Annotated in this window: 12 protein-coding genes and 1 pseudogene; 3 read left to right on the forward strand and 10 right to left on the reverse strand. The window is 48.3% G+C overall.

The genetic code is table 11. The annotated features are described in order from the left end of the window. Nucleotides 1-34: 34 nt before the first annotated feature. The 5 genes and pseudogenes from gshA to rluD all read right to left on the reverse strand — a co-directional run bounded on the left by gshA (nucleotide 35) and on the right by rluD (nucleotide 7,269). Complete coding sequence (gene gshA, locus IY568_RS04435) at nucleotides 35-1,612, reverse strand: glutamate--cysteine ligase (RefSeq protein ID WP_194866865.1); 1,578 nt, start codon at nucleotides 1,610-1,612, stop codon at nucleotides 35-37. 71 nt (nucleotides 1,613-1,683) lie between these two features. Then, nucleotides 1,684-2,619 (reverse strand): NADP-dependent oxidoreductase, encoded by a 936-nt coding sequence (locus IY568_RS04440; RefSeq protein ID WP_125560052.1) that lies wholly within the window; start codon nucleotides 2,617-2,619, stop codon nucleotides 1,684-1,686. A 119-nt stretch (nucleotides 2,620-2,738) separates the two neighbouring features. Next, nucleotides 2,739-5,311 (reverse strand): annotated as a pseudogene (clpB, locus tag IY568_RS04445) (ATP-dependent chaperone ClpB). Between the two features lie 253 nt (nucleotides 5,312-5,564). Next, nucleotides 5,565-6,290 carry a peptidoglycan editing factor PgeF gene (gene pgeF, locus IY568_RS04450; RefSeq protein ID WP_194866866.1) on the reverse strand — a complete coding sequence of 242 codons (726 nt, stop codon included), beginning with the start codon at nucleotides 6,288-6,290 and terminating at the stop codon, nucleotides 5,565-5,567. Between the two features lies 1 nt (nucleotide 6,291). Beyond that, nucleotides 6,292-7,269: a 23S rRNA pseudouridine(1911/1915/1917) synthase RluD gene (gene rluD, locus IY568_RS04455; RefSeq protein WP_010382447.1), complete on the reverse strand. Its 978-nt coding sequence runs from the start codon at nucleotides 7,267-7,269 to the stop codon at nucleotides 6,292-6,294. Nucleotides 7,270-7,390: 121 nt separating this feature from the next. Between rluD and IY568_RS04460 the strand changes: the two genes are divergently transcribed. Continuing rightward, nucleotides 7,391-8,152 carry an outer membrane protein assembly factor BamD gene (locus tag IY568_RS04460; protein WP_194866867.1) on the forward strand — a complete coding sequence of 254 codons (762 nt, stop codon included), beginning with the start codon at nucleotides 7,391-7,393 and terminating at the stop codon, nucleotides 8,150-8,152. A 79-nt stretch (nucleotides 8,153-8,231) separates the two neighbouring features. Here the strand turns inward: IY568_RS04460 and glnB are convergent, their stop codons facing one another. Then, nucleotides 8,232-8,570 carry a nitrogen regulatory protein P-II gene (gene glnB / locus IY568_RS04465; RefSeq protein WP_010382451.1) on the reverse strand — a complete coding sequence of 113 codons (339 nt, stop codon included), beginning with the start codon at nucleotides 8,568-8,570 and terminating at the stop codon, nucleotides 8,232-8,234. Nucleotides 8,571-8,705: 135 nt separating this feature from the next. Here glnB and IY568_RS04470 point away from each other — a divergent pair, with 135 nt between their 5' ends. Next, the gene (locus IY568_RS04470) at nucleotides 8,706-9,245 is read left to right on the forward strand and encodes a GspH/FimT family pseudopilin (protein WP_125560046.1); all 540 of its coding nucleotides are present in this window, start codon (nucleotides 8,706-8,708) and stop codon (nucleotides 9,243-9,245) included. 175 nt (nucleotides 9,246-9,420) lie between these two features. Next, on the forward strand, nucleotides 9,421-9,936 hold the full coding sequence (locus IY568_RS04475) for a GspH/FimT family pseudopilin (protein ID WP_171045027.1): 516 nt from the start codon (nucleotides 9,421-9,423) through the stop codon (nucleotides 9,934-9,936). Between the two features lie 64 nt (nucleotides 9,937-10,000). Here IY568_RS04475 and IY568_RS04480 read toward each other — a convergent pair whose 3' ends face one another. The 4 genes from IY568_RS04480 to IY568_RS04495 are packed head-to-tail and all read right to left on the reverse strand — an operon-like array spanning nucleotide 10,001 to nucleotide 15,039. Beyond that, nucleotides 10,001-10,423 carry a type IV pilin protein gene (locus IY568_RS04480; protein ID WP_194866940.1) on the reverse strand — a complete coding sequence of 141 codons (423 nt, stop codon included), beginning with the start codon at nucleotides 10,421-10,423 and terminating at the stop codon, nucleotides 10,001-10,003. Further along, a complete protein-coding gene (locus IY568_RS04485; RefSeq protein WP_194866868.1) occupies nucleotides 10,410-13,574 on the reverse strand; it encodes a pilus assembly protein in 3,165 nt (1,054 codons plus the stop codon). The genes IY568_RS04480 and IY568_RS04485 overlap by 14 nt, the downstream gene beginning before the upstream one ends. Further along, complete coding sequence (locus IY568_RS04490) at nucleotides 13,574-14,068, reverse strand: pilus assembly protein PilX (RefSeq protein WP_194866869.1); 495 nt, start codon at nucleotides 14,066-14,068, stop codon at nucleotides 13,574-13,576. Before IY568_RS04490 ends, IY568_RS04485 begins: the two co-directional genes overlap by 1 nt. Next, nucleotides 14,062-15,039 carry a PilW family protein gene (locus IY568_RS04495; protein WP_171045028.1) on the reverse strand — a complete coding sequence of 326 codons (978 nt, stop codon included), beginning with the start codon at nucleotides 15,037-15,039 and terminating at the stop codon, nucleotides 14,062-14,064. Before IY568_RS04495 ends, IY568_RS04490 begins: the two co-directional genes overlap by 7 nt. Between the last annotated feature and the right edge of the window lies 1 nt (nucleotide 15,040).

Consider the following 15,040-nt stretch of genomic DNA (forward strand, 5'->3'; position numbering starts at 1 on the left):
AAATTTATTTACGCAGCCTCTCGGCTGCGTTTTTTTATGCCCTAGAAAAATAATCCCGCAAAAACGCATTAAACGACACGCTATCGGCGGTAACTACGTCTTGTTCATCTAAAAATGACTGCGCACTCATGGTATCCAGCTTGTCAGCCCCAAAGGTCTGATAGTCATCCGCTGCATGGCTATGCTTGTATCGCTTTGCCAGCGACAACGCAAGTTCACCGCTGTCCTGATCCTGCTCAACCAGACTCGCAATAATACGGCCTGAGAACGTCAGCTCTGGCTGGGCTACCCAGGTATGCAACTTAGCAATCACCGGGGCATAGCGCTGTGAACCATGCGCTTCATCCATTAAAGCGGCCACTGCGCTCAATTGTGCAAAAATATCCTCACCCCATTGCTGTAGCGAGCACGCTTCACCATTTCGCTGTAACATGACCTGCGGATTTCGCCCTTCATTAATCACTTGTTGTAAGTTTGCGTCACAAGTTTGCTGCTCGTCCCAGCTCAACTCAGGAGAATCTTGAAGTAAACAGTAACTGAGGAAGACATCCAGGAATAGGATCTGGTCAAGGTCTATGCCCGTTTCGCTGAATGGATTCACATCCAGCGCTCGGATCTCAACGTATTCGATCCCCCCGCGGCTTAATGCCTGAGTTGGCGTTTCACCGGAGCGGCCGTTACGTTTTGGTCGGATAGGTGAGTAGAATTCGTTCTCAATCTGCAGAATATTCTTATTAAGCTGTTTAGGCGTTTCATGCTGATAATCCGGGATATGATCATATAAATCTGAGCGACAACGGATCGCTTTTTGCAGACCGGTAATATACTCGTCCAGACTATTATAAGTAACACGCAGCGAGGACTGCGCACTGTTGGTGTAGCCCAAATCTCCGAGCCTCAGCGCCGTGCCGTGTTCCAGATACAATGTACCTTGTCCCAACTCCTTGAAAGGCAATTGGCTGTTTTTCCCTTGCAAAAACGAGCTGCATAAAGCTGGTGACGCGCCAAATAAATAGCTAATAAGCCATAACTCACGCTTAAAATTACGGATCAGGCCGAGGTATTGGGCCGATATGAAATCCTGCAAAGAACCTGAATCACCTTCTAACTGTTGCAAACTCTGCCATAAGCTATCCGGAAAGGAAATATTGAAATGCACACCCGCAATGGCCTGCATCATACTTCCGTAACGATTTTTAAGACCTTCCCGGTATAGAGTTTTCATTCGGCCAATATTAGACTGGCCAAACTGAGCCAATACGATGTCGTCTTCTTGTTTGATGTAGCATGGCATGCTCATTGGCCATAACAGTTCATCGCCCATATGGCTTAGGGTATACTTTTGCAGATCTTTTAACTGAGCGAGTGTTTCTTCGGGAGATTCACTCACCGGCGTTATGAATTCTAATAAAGACTCGGAAAAATCAGTTGTGATTGCACCATGGGTCAAAGCATGACCAGCGCCCTTTGGGTGGGGTGTCTTTGCTATCTCTCCGGATGACTTAATTCTCAGCGCTTCCCGTTCAATCCCGCGCTTAATACCACGCAAAGACTTCAGATGTGCCGGTGTCGCAAGCGCTTTTAACTTGCCTTGTAAATTTAATTTGTTCAAAAACTAATACCTCGAAGCCCGGTGCTCAGTAATACACAATGCTACTGTCAATTGGGGCAAATTACGAATACTCAAGCGGTGATGATCACTTTGCCACAATGAATACCCTGTTCCACGTAATCATGTGCCTGCTGAATGTCATGTAATTCAAAACTCTGATCAACCACCACCTTTATCTGGCCAGCTTGTTCTGCATCATACAACCGGGTCAGTTGCGCCTGATTTGCTTCAACCAGTATTCCGCGCCCTGAAACCTGTTGCGCCCGGGCAGTTTCTAATACCTGATCTTTGGTGACTGTTGGCACAGTGACTAATTCAGAGCCCACCTGCAGGTTTTTAGTCATACGCTGGCCAAACTCTCCCCCTACCAGATCTATCAGGATCCCTTTGCGGGGCTGTGCCAAATAATCCGTAGGCGTGATAGCATGTATATCCAACGCTGCAAACAGCGCATGCTCAATACGACGGCTCACCGCAATAGCCTCGAAGCCGCGCAACTTGGCGACTTGCAACACAAGATGACCAACACCGCCTGTTGCAGCATTGACATACACAGGCCGGCCGTCTGGTTCGAATTCGGCCAGAGCCTGCCATGCAGTCAGCCCTGCCAAACACAGACCGGCCAAACTCGCATCCGCTTTCTGATTAACCTTAATTAACTCGCTGGCTTTGGCATAAGTATAGGTTGCATAACAACCAGGGTGTGCGGCGAAGCCAACCATACCTATTACCCGATCACCGGGGTGCAAGTCGGTCACATCGTCGCCAACCTGCACAACTTCACCCAGCACATCGTAGCCTAAGGGTAAGAAGGCGTCGGCAGGTTTTCCGGCTGCTACATAGCCCAGACCACTGCGTGTTTTGATATCGATAGGATTAACAGACGTTGAAATAACTTTGATTAGCACCTGCTGATTATCAGGTGATGTCAGCGGCAGCTCCTGAGCGCACAGTTCAGTGCAGCCACCAAATTGAAAGATGCCATACTGGCGAAAGTACTTTTCCATGGAAAATGCAGGTTTAGATGCTGATAAGATACTCTAACATATAGCAGGAAAAGCCCCAACCTCAGCACGTTGAAATTAGGAAAAGGACGGGCAGCTCGGCGCTGCCCGTTGCGTGATCCTTAACGCGTAAATACAATGTCGTCTGCATTTACATCCACTTTAATCACGTCGCCAGCGTCAAAGTCCCCTTGTAATAACTGCTGTGCCAGCGGATTCTCAATATAGTGCTGCACTGCCCGTTTGAGGGGGCGCGCACCGTATACAGGGTCAAAGCCACTGGCTGCTATTTTATCCAGTGCGGCATCGGTCAGTTCAAAACCAAACCCTTTTTCATGCAAACGTTGACGCAACTTCGCCAGCTGAATATCTGCAATTTGCTTGATATGTTCATTAATCAACGGGTGGAACACCACAGTTTCATCAATCCGGTTTATGAACTCAGGCCTGAACTGAGTAACCAGTACATCCATAACACGCTGTTTCAGCGTTGCATAATCATTGCTGCCAGCCTGCTCCTGGATCACATCTGAGCCCAGATTAGAGGTCATAATAATCACAGCATTTTTAAAATCAACGGTGCGGCCCTGACCATCCGTCAAACGCCCATCGTCCAGCACCTGAAGCAAAATATTAAAGACATCCGGGTGCGCCTTCTCCACTTCATCAAGCAATATCACAGAGTAAGGTCGACGGCGAACCGCTTCGGTCAGATAACCGCCCTCTTCATATCCGACATATCCTGGGGGTGCCCCCACCAGCCGTGCGACTGAATGTTTTTCCATGAACTCTGACATATCAATGCGTACCATGGCATCTTCGGTATCAAACATAAAGCCTGCCAGCGCTTTGGTCAGCTCAGTCTTACCTACCCCGGTTGGGCCCAGGAATAAGAATGACCCAATCGGTCGATTCGGATCGGCCAGACCCGCACGAGAGCGGCGAATGGCATTGGCCACTGCGCTCACGGCTTCATCCTGACCAATGACTTTTTTATGTAGTTCATCCTCCATCTGCAATAACTTATCACGCTCTCCCTGAAGCATCTTAGCCACCGGAATGCCAGTCCAGCGCGATAAAATTTCTGCAATTTCATCTTCTCCGACTTGGTTTTTCAGCAGGCTCATTTCCTGCATTTCTGCCTGAGATGCCAGGTCAAGTTTACGCTCTAATTCAGGAATACGACCATACTGGAGCTCTGACATACGTTGTAAATCACTGGCACGACGTGCGACCTCCAGGTCAAGCCTTGCTTGCTCAAGTTCAGCTTTAATCACCTGCGTGCCCTGCAACGACGCTTTTTCCGCATTCCAGACTTCATCCAGTTCACGGTACTCCGTTTCAAGCTGCTGGATCAGTGCCTGCATTTCACTTCGTCGCTTCTGACTGGCCTCGTCTTTTTCTTTCGCCAGCGCATTGTCTTCTAATTTTAACTGGATAATACGACGCTCCAGCTTATCCAATTGCTCTGGCTTAGAATCAATCTGCAAGCGAATTGACGAGCCAGCTTCATCAATCAAGTCAATCGCTTTATCTGGCAGTTGTCTGTCACTGATGTAACGATGCGACAACTGCGCAGCGGCCACAATCGCAGGATCGGTAATATCCACAGAGTGGTGCAGTTCATAACGTTCTTTTAAGCCACGTAAAATAGCAATGGTGTCTTCCACGCTGGGCTCTGCGACAAACACTTTCTGGAAACGTCGCTCCAACGCGGCGTCTTTTTCAATATACTGACGATACTCATCCAGCGTTGTAGCACCGACACAGTGCAACTCACCCCTTGCCAGTGCGGGTTTAAGCATATTGCCCGCATCCATGGCACCATCGGTTTTACCTGCCCCTACCATGGTGTGAATTTCATCGATAAACAGGATCACCCGGCCTTCTTCTTTGCCCAGCTCATTAAGAACCGATTTTAGACGCTCTTCAAATTCGCCACGGTACTTAGCGCCGGCGACCAGTGCCCCGAGGTCCAGGGACAATACACGCTTGTCTTTGAGTCCCTCAGGCACCTCACCATTGATAATACGTTGGGCCAGACCTTCAACGATCGCGGTTTTACCGACACCTGGCTCCCCGATCAACACAGGGTTATTTTTGGTGCGGCGCTGTAATACCTGTACCGTGCGGCGGATCTCATCATCACGACCAATCACCGGGTCAAGCTTACCCTGCTCGGCACGCTCAGTGAGATCTATGGTGTACTTTTCCAAGGCCTGACGAGTATCTTCCGCATTCGGGTCATCCACTTTCTGTCCGCCCCGAATGGCCTTGATGGCCTTTTCAATTTTTTCCTGAGTGATGTTCAGTGAACGAAAAATCTCACCCAGTGGCCCTTTGTCTTCGCATGCAGCAAACACAAACAACTCACTGGAGATGTACTTGTCCTTGCGCTTTTGAGCATATTTATCACATAGATTAATTAATGAGATAAGGTTATTCGACAGCTGTACGTCGCCACCGACCCCTTCTACCTTGAACAATTTCTCAATAGCCTGAGAGAGTTTAGTGTTGAGCTCATCAGCGCTCACGCCAGCCTGTGCAAACACGCCCGGACACTGGAACCCGTTTGTTGCAACAAGGCGTACATTAAATGTACAGGTTCAATAAACTGATGGTCACGACCTAATGCGAGAGACTGCGCATCAGACAGCGCCGCTTGAAATTTACTGGTAAATCTATCAATTCGCATACACGAAATAACCTTATAAATAACTTAGTTATCTATAAAATGGGTATCAGAGGGAGTTTGATCAAGGTGCAGATGACAAAAGAGCGGGATTTATACTAATTTGCTTAATCAAGTGTTCTATTTTGAGGCGAAAAAATATGTTCGATAACTAGGCAAGAATTTTGATATTTAGTTGTTCTAAATGAGAAATTTTTAACACAGTTAGCGTCATATTTGCTCCGTCAAATTGAACAGGTATTAAGTGAAATTGGTATTACTTGCGCCAAATCAAACTGGCCATGCGACCACACTGACCATCACGACGATAAGAAAAGAACTGTTGAGGGTTGGATACTGTACATTGCGCATGCACAGATACGGATTGCACGCCAAGCTGCGTTAATTGCTGTGTTGCCAGAGTATAAATATCAGCCAGATAGCGACCATTTGCTTGTGCTTTAAAGGCACTCAAATGCGCCTGCTGTCGGGCAACAAACTGCTCTCGCACTTCTTCGCCCACTTCAAAAGCCCGAGGGCCAATTGCCGGACCTAACCAGGCATGTATTCGGGACCTAGGTGCGCTGAAGAGTGCTATTGTCTCGGCAAGAATATCCGCCGCCAAAGGGCGCCAGCCGCAATGGACCGCGGCGACCTCCTGGCCATCGTCGCTGGCCAGCAGCACAGGCAGACAGTCGGCAGTCATAATTGCCAAAGCAATTTGACTGGAACGGGTAAAGATTGCATCGGCCTGAGGCGTATGAGTAATATCGTACTGATCTTCAGCCAGAACCACGGTATTTCCGTGTACCTGCTCAAGCCATACGATAGGCACCGGGACCTGGGCCTGCAACTGTGCTCTGTTGTGTGCGACAGCGTGCGGATTGTCTCCAACATGACAAGCGAGATTGAAACCATCAAAAGGGGCCGCCGAAACGCCCCCCTGACGCGTTGTTGACAAGGCGCCGACAACCTCTTTTAATGGCCAATCCGGGCGCAGCATATTAGTAATCTATCTGTGGATTAAGCTTAAAGTCTTCACGCAATGCAGCAGTCAATTGCTGCATATCTTCCGGGATAGGTGCTTCCCAGGTCATGATTTCGCCGCTCACCGGGTGCGCTATGCGCAGCTTGACGGCGTGCAGTGCCTGGCGCTTAAAGCCACGCAAGGTGTCGAGGAATTCCGGAGACGCATTGCGTGGTGGGCAAGGACGACCGCCGTAAAGCTGATCACCAATCAGCGGGTGCTTAAGATACGCCATGTGAACACGGATCTGGTGCGTACGACCCGTTTCAAGGCGTAAACGCAAGCGGGTGTGCGCACGAAACTTTTCGGCCACCCGGTAATGGGTAATCGCAGGCTTACCCATTTCATGGATAGCCATGTGCGTACGCTTTGTCGCGTGACGACCAATAGGCTTCTCTATCATCCCACCGGCAGTCATGGTGCCGTTACAGATGGCTTCATATTCACGGGTAAAGTTTTCACGTGCCTGCAGGTTTTTCACTAAGTGGGTTTGCGCCACTATAGTTTTGGCCACCACCATCAATCCTGTGGTGTCTTTATCAAGACGGTGGACAATACCCGCACGCGGCACATTGATGATCTCTGGGTGGTGATGTAACAACGCATTCAGTACAGTACCATTTGGGTTACCCGCACCGGGGTGCACCACCAGGCCCATCGGCTTATTAATAACCAGGATGTCATCATCTTCATAAACGATGTCCAACGCGATGTCCTGCGCTTCGTATTCCCGCTCTGCCTCAATTTGCGTTTCCACCGCAACGACTTCACCGCCCAGCAACTTTTCCTTAGGGATCGCCAGTACGTCACCATTGACGGTGACTTTTTCATCAAGGATCCAGGTTTTTATTCGAGAACGTGAAAAATCGGGGAACAATTGCGCCAAAATCTGGTCTAGACGTTTACCGCCCAGTTCCACTGGCACATCGGCTTGTAGAGAAATTTGCTCAGACATGTGTAACTTTACCTAAAATACCAGTGCAAGCCATGCTCGACTGGGTTAGAATCGCATAAATGCATAGTTTACTCGGTTTTGCCGACTTGGCCTAGCCTGATAACGAAGGTAGTAAAATAAAATGATAAAGACGTTGGGAAAACGCGCTTTTGCAATCGTACTGAGCGCATCTGTATTAGGATTAGCCGCTTGCTCATCCGCCCCAGAACAAGAAGAAATAGAACGCGTACCAAATAAATCTGTGCAGGCATTGTACGAAGACGCCAAGCAAACACTCGACTCAGGCCTGTATGCACGTGCCATCGAGCTCTTAAGCGCCATTAACTCCCGTTACCCATTTGGGCCATACTCTCATCAAGTACAAATGGACCTGGTCTATGCTTTTTATCAAACTGGCAATACCGAGCAGGCACTCGCGACAGTTGACCGCTTTTTGCGCCTGAACCCCAATCATAAAAACCTCGATTACATGTATTACATGCGAGGATTAATTAACATTAAAGCAGATGAGAACGGCTTTCAGGAATATTTCGGTATCGATCGCGCAGACCGCGACCCGAACCGTACCCGCGTTGCTTTTCAAGACTTATCAACTCTGGTCAAAAACTACCCGCAAAGCACCTATGTGCCTGAAGCCAAAAAACGCCTGGCATGGTTGCTTAACAAAATGGCCCGTTATGAGCTAAAAGTGGCCAACTATTATTTTGAGCGAGAAGCCTACCTGGCAGCAGCCAATCGAGGAAAATATGTGGTTGAGCACTTCTCACAGAGCAGTTATCTGGTCCCAGCGCTTGAAATGATGGAAAAGAGTTACGCCATGTTGGGCCTTGATGAACTTAGCGACAACGCGCGCAAAGCGAAAGAGTTAAATCAACAGCGCTAAAACACCAGTACTGAATACAACAACGCCGGATTGCACCAAGCATCCGGCGTTTTTTATTCTACAAATAAGCATCAGGAGATTAGATTGCTTCTTCGTCTTCTTCTCCGGTGCGAATACGGACAACCCGCTCCACTTCAGTGACAAAGATCTTACCGTCACCAATCTTACCGGTTTGCGCCGTTTTCAAAATAACGTCGATAGCCCGATCTACGTCTTCTTCAGCAAGCACAATATCAAGCTTCACCTTTGGCAAAAAGTCGACCATATACTCTGCGCCACGATACAGCTCAGTGTGCCCTTTTTGGCGGCCAAACCCCTTGACTTCACACACGGTCATGCCGGTAATACCTATGTCGGACAGCGCCTCGCGAACGTCATCCAGCTTAAATGGTTTAATGATGGCTTCTATCTTTTTCATGGTTGATTGTTATCCCTTTGGTAATGCGTCGATTTTAGACAATCCCACAAAACAAGGCAAACAAAGCGATTGAATAAATAAACAAAAAGACGCACTATATTAGGTAGTAGTTATTCTTGTCTTTGGCTGTATACCATGAAAAAAAATACTGGCTTTACACTGTTTGAGTTAGTTATCACTATTGCTATTTTAGGTGTACTGGCCACGCTGGCCTTTTCATTCAGCGGCAGCCTGACTACCTCAACCCGCGCAGAGTCCTATCTGAGAGAATTAAAACGCACAGTGACCTTTGCCCGAGCGCAAGCAACGGCGACTGATGAGATCATCATCCTGTGTCCGGCCACCGCAACCCTGGTTGAGACTAACAGTAGTTTTGTCTGTCAGGACAATTGGCAAGCTAACCGCGTTACCGTTTTTCTCGATAGAAACAATAACGGCACCTACAATACAGGCACCGATGACTTGCTACGTGTTATGGAGCAGGTTCCCAGTAATGATGGCCTGACATTCCCGGCGTCCAGCTTGCGTTTCGATTCGAGTGGTCGCACCGCCATGCTCCAGGCAAGCAGCTTTATTTATTGCCCAGCCGCCACGGACTTTCCTAATCAGCAGCTTGAGGTAAGTGTCGTTGGTTCAGCACTGTATCGCGGTGACACAACCCTCACTTGCAACTAAACTATTTGTAACCCGAACGCTCACCACTATGCCTATTAAACAGTGAGTTGCGCCCGTTAACGAGCCCCTCACCAAATAACGGGACTGATCAGCGACGTGATATTTATTCATAAGCCTTGCAGTTCAAGCCACGAAGACTAGGCTGACACTATGGCTGATGCACGGATGCATGCTCATGACATTATGGAATATACGCGGGTTTACCCTATTTGAACTACTCATTTGTATTGCGCTTTTTGGCGTGCTTTTACTACTCGCAGCCCCGGCTGTACACTCTATTACCGAATTGGACAGAGCTAAGCAAGCGCTAATAACGCTAGACAGACATCTGACTTTAACACGACTGCACGCAGTGACTCACCAGTTGCCTGTCACCATTTGCCCCTTGGTTAATAACCGATGTACGCACCTTTGGCATCAGGAGTTAACAGTATTCACAGACCGACATGAACGCGCGGCTTTTGACAAAAAAGACGTGAAACTGATGGTGCTCTCAGGGATCCGTGGCACTGACACCCTCGATTATCCGAGGTCGGCCATCACATTTAAGCACACAGGCACATTAAAAGGGTTTGGCAATGGTACCTTTGTGTATTGCACACAAAGGCTCTCAGGTGCGCCTATTGGACTCGCGCTATCAGTCAGTGTGGTAGGCAGAAGCCGACTCAGAGAGACCAATAAATGTATTTAAATACACAAGGCTACCAGCGCTCATTCACAGCGGTTGTGCTGGCGCCCTCCTTGACACGCTGGGTCTAACGACCCCAACACCGATCGGCAGTGAACGTGCCTGTGCTGCCACGGACATTAAGATTATTTATCGTGAGTGTTGTGCATTCAGGGTCATTTGCAAGCGGCCCTCCGGTTGCAGACGCCCTGATCACAAAAGTGTTAAGGTCATTGCCCAGTACAATTTCCAGCGAAAAGTAATCGTTTTCAGTTGTTGTGGGTAATCCCAGTGCAGCCAGAGAACTGGCATACTCGCGATTATCGACAAAATACTGCTCTTGCTTATTGGCAGCGTCGAGCAAAGTTGCCGCAGCCTCTGCCCTGGCCGCTCGCCTTACATACTCTGAATAACTGGGGTATGCGATACTGGCCAGGATCCCCAAAATAGCGATGGTGATCATCATCTCAACCAGGGTAAACCCCAGCACAGTGCGACTAGTTCTTTTCATCATGCTCTTCTTTTTTGTATATGTACAATAACCGCGTTTGCATTTTGATTTCTACTTCATTCTCTGCTTGTACGCCCCCGGTAGAGCCATCTGCTTTTTCGTATGGCGCTGCAGCAGATGGCTCTTTTAATGTCACTTTACCATCAACCACGTCCGAACCAGAACCGCCGCCAGAACCGCCGCCAGAGCCACCACCAGCGCCTCCATCAACAACAACGACTGGGCTGATCAACTGAGCTTTAATCGTGGTACTGCCGTCTTCATTGGCATGTTCACTGTAATGTACTCTGGGTGTATCCGGCACTTCAGCGGTGGTTTGATAGCTGCGCTGATCTAGCATCTGCATGCCATAGTTTAAATGCAAAACATACAATCTACCTTTACCCGCGGTAATCGAACATTCATTCACCTCGACACTGGCCGGTGTAAAAGTCGTGTAATAGGCCACGCCTGCAACGACCGTAGCAGCTGCCATAGACTTTTCTCCGTCGCCCAGTTTCAACTTCCAACCCTTGGCGGAGCCAAGCTCAACCTCTTTTTCGACAAAGCGATCAAAATCGTTTAGACGAGAATAAAATGGATCACTCGTCACATTCAGTAAGTCTGAGGACCGAATTACAGCCGGTGCCGTTTCATTATCAAAGGAGCGGGTTTTAGTATTTTCATCCCGAACCATATACAGAAAATCCTGCACTGAAGTTGACGTAGGCTTAGCCCGGTTACCACTGCCAATTAACAGGCCCTCGTAAGGAATATCCCGGCGTATGGTGATAGTCTGCCCGTTCACTGTTTCGGTTGATACCTTAGAAAAATAGGTACGCGCCACAACGGGACGATAGAAAAAGCGTCGTTTGTTGTTATCAGTGCCACCGCTCAGATTGGCCAACTGAAAATGCGTCCAAGGGTTATCTCTGTCGTTTGGATTGGTACCAGGCAGATCAAATCGCCACACACCGCCTCCGGTATCCGTGGCATAAATACGATCTGTATACCCGTCATAGTCAGAGTCAACCGTGCTCAGATCAGAGGCAATACTGTGTTTGCCCTTAAAGCCATTCTCTGCTGTTAAACTCCAAAACGGCTTTCCGGTTTCAATGTCAACAATGTAAATGCCGCGGCCTATACTGTCATTTGAAAACAAAGCATTGTCTTTATTGGTGTCATAACCGGCACCAAATATCATGACTGGCATATCAGGTTTAGCTTTGATGAAAGTGATCTGAGGCTTAGACCAGCTTTGTGCCAATTGTTCATAGGGTGCCACACCACCGCGGATAGGGCCGCCCCATAGCAGTCGGGGGCTGTCCGGGGAGGTAATATCAAACCCATAATATTCGTTACCCCCACGACGTAAGCCTACTATCAGCCAAACACGCTCACCGCTACCGACCTTGCCATTATCGTCTTTATCCCAAAAATAAACGGTAATGGGGCCATCGACCCCATAGAGCTTAGTGTCGTCCTGTCTGTCCATTTGCGGTTTGAGGACATCCAGCAAAGATCCAGGCACAAAAGCCCAGCTTTCATTCACTGTCTCCCCGTTGTCCTTAAACATGTGTAAAAAGCCAGCATTGGTTCCCACAATCACGCGCAGGTCGCCATTGCCATAATCTATGGTTACCGGCCTGGAATGCAACGGATCGCCAAAAATGGTTTCGCGTCTATCCTGTCTCGAGTTATTGCTATTTTCATCATTAACATCAATACCTCTGGCCCAGCTAATCACATTAGGCACAACACCTGCATTGTCCACGGAAAATAAAGTGCTGAGTTTCGACAAATCCCCGCCCGCAGCAATTAATGCTGTAGCATAGTCAAACGACATTAAGGTGCCTTTGCCATAATCTGAGTAGATTTTGCGGGTTGTCTGTCTGGAGAGCTGATAATTAACACCGCCCTCGCCGACCTTAGCGCCGTCTTTGGAGCCAGGCTGAGACCAGTACGTCGTCACATTGTCAGCGATGGTGCCCTCTTCATTGATAGCATGACTACTGCTGCCCATGCCATGTATCACCGAACCTTTTACTTTGAGCTTTTTCAGGTTGCCGCGCCAACGGGTATGGGTTTCCGGGTAAAACATGGTGTAATAGATTGAATCACCACTACGGCTCAGATCTGAACTGCTGGTCGACACCGAAGGTGACGAAAAACTATCGCTTTTTTCACGAATATTAGTGATGGTAGACTTTAATGCCTCTGACAACTGAGACGCTGTATTTGCATGTTTATACTCGCCCCCACCATCCAAAGCGGTTTGCTTCAATAAGGTGATACCCGCATCCGACATACCGGTACCAAACCCGATGGTATAGGTACGGGCAAAATCTTGTTCCTGAGGTGTGTTAGGGTAAAGATCGACCTGAGTTTCAGGCGTGCCTCTCATCACTTTAGCCAGTGAATTCAGATAGTTATTAGATACTCTGCTCGGCGCAGAGCCAAATGTGGACACATATTTATTGTAGATATCTGTGTTACGCGCCGAGTCACTCGTGGGGTCACCATCCGTCATCAGGATAATATTAGTGGAGGTATCACAGCGTTTAGGGGCAAGCGGGTCCGGCTTAAACGGCGAAATATACACCCCATTGCTTTCAATGCTGCGATCCCGATCACTCTTGTTCTGGCCATATAAAACTTTTTTGCCTGTCAAATAGAGGTATGCTTCCCATAAAGTCTCTGAAAGCGGTGTATTACCACTGGCGGGCAAACTGGCTATTTTACTATTCAAAGCAGCCTGACTAGCCCCTAGCCCATTCAGAACATACCCACCTGAACTGGAATAGAGCCGCATCAGACCAATATCAAAGTCGTCGTTTTCTTCCACTAGCTTGGTAATGGCATCCTGTGCAACCTTTAAACGGCTATCACCACAGTTTGATTCCCGATACCAACCATTACGTACCTTATAACAGCGTTTGCTGGTTTGTGATGAATCAAAGCAGTTGATACTGCGAAACCGACCACTACGATACTCGTAGCATCGCTTGCCATCTTTAACATCCCACGCCATACTGCCCGAGGTATCAAAGATCACCAGTACCCGGGATTTTTCTGAATTCGAAATATCGTGCTTTACAAATAACTCTATGTCTTCTGCCTGTGTGCTGAATACCAGTAAACCACTCAGGACCAGTATGATTCTATACCACATTATTGATTCCCCAGGTTACCAATGACTTCCTGCGCAACGCCAATCACCACAGTCACCTGATGTCGGGATTGATCGCCATACTGAACACTGCTTTCCACTTCGGTAATGACACAGCTGAGGCCCTCGGTAAAATTAAAAACACGTGGACATTCTAGTAATAACTGACCACTGTTGAGGTTTGCCTGCATACTCTCTAGTTCAAGCTCTTCGTCTATGTGGATGCTTCTTCGCACCATTTGACCGTCGTCGTTTGTGAACTCACCATTACGTGACTGAAACACGCTTTCATTTACACGTGCTTTCTCCTGAGAGATGATCCGCTGCACTTCGCCCATCAGTAAGGCCTCCGCGGCTTCTCGTTCCTGAGCTGCGTTTGTCACTTTAATATCTATGGTACTGCTGCTCATTAGTGTCACGGCAACGCTCATTACTGCCACAATCAATACCATAGAAACGATCAACACCATGCCGCGCTGTTTATGTGCCGTTACCATGTCGAGATCCCCATGTTGTACAGCTGAATGGTGGTCGAAAACACCGTACGCCGATAGTTATCATTAAAGGTCAGAGTACGCCTGTCCGGATCGTTACCAAGCGTATAGGTTTGACTTTTTAACTCCAGACCCGCATCGGCTTCCAATACCCGAACCAGTGCAATGATCTGCACTGTTAATATCCCACCTGAGCGTTCCCAATCACCGGCCGTCATATCCTGAGTACTGCGATAAGTATCTACACGACTGTCACCATTGGTATCTAACCCAAACAGATAGCGAATATCTTCAACCCCCTCTATCACGGCCTCAGTCGTCATGCCACCACCCACAGTTAAACGCCGGCGCATTAAAATTGGAGTGGTAATGGTTTGGCTATTAATCCGAATAGGTTGCTCTTCGATATAATAAGCATGGTGACTGTATGGCCACAAAGTCGAGTTATTCGTCGGCCGCCCGCCATAGCTATTCCCTGCCACAAATGTGCCCTGTTCCTGTTGGGCGATAAAGTAGTAACGATTACTTTCTACGTCGTTATCGTCTGTAATTTGTCGCCCTTCAAGAAACTTAAGTTGCAATACTTCGGTGTTGTTTTTGGCACCTGAGATGCAACTCAAAGCGGCACCACTGGTCTTTTCGGCGTAAATAGAACGAAAGTTGGTTTGCACCGCATTCGGGAAACTACCATTATTCAGACCACCAAAGCAGTCATTGCTTGGGTTTGCTGGGCTCACTGAATTGGCTGTCGTCAGGCCCTTGTCATAAAATGTGCCCCAGAACCCTACCTGCTCCAAGTCACGTCGCAATAAAGTCAGGGTTAAGCGCCCGACTTCCTGAAGTTCGCCGATGGCCATGGTATCTCGGGTGGTGACTTTCATGCTAACATAAGCAGTGATGACGCCGCCGAGCAAAAGCGCACCAATAAACATGGAGATCAGTAACTCGACTAGGGTGAAACCGGACCGTATCATC

Origin of the sequence: Pseudoalteromonas sp. PPB1 (assembly GCF_015356275.1) — a bacterium.
GTDB classification, from domain to species: domain Bacteria; phylum Pseudomonadota; class Gammaproteobacteria; order Enterobacterales; family Alteromonadaceae; genus Pseudoalteromonas; species Pseudoalteromonas rubra_D.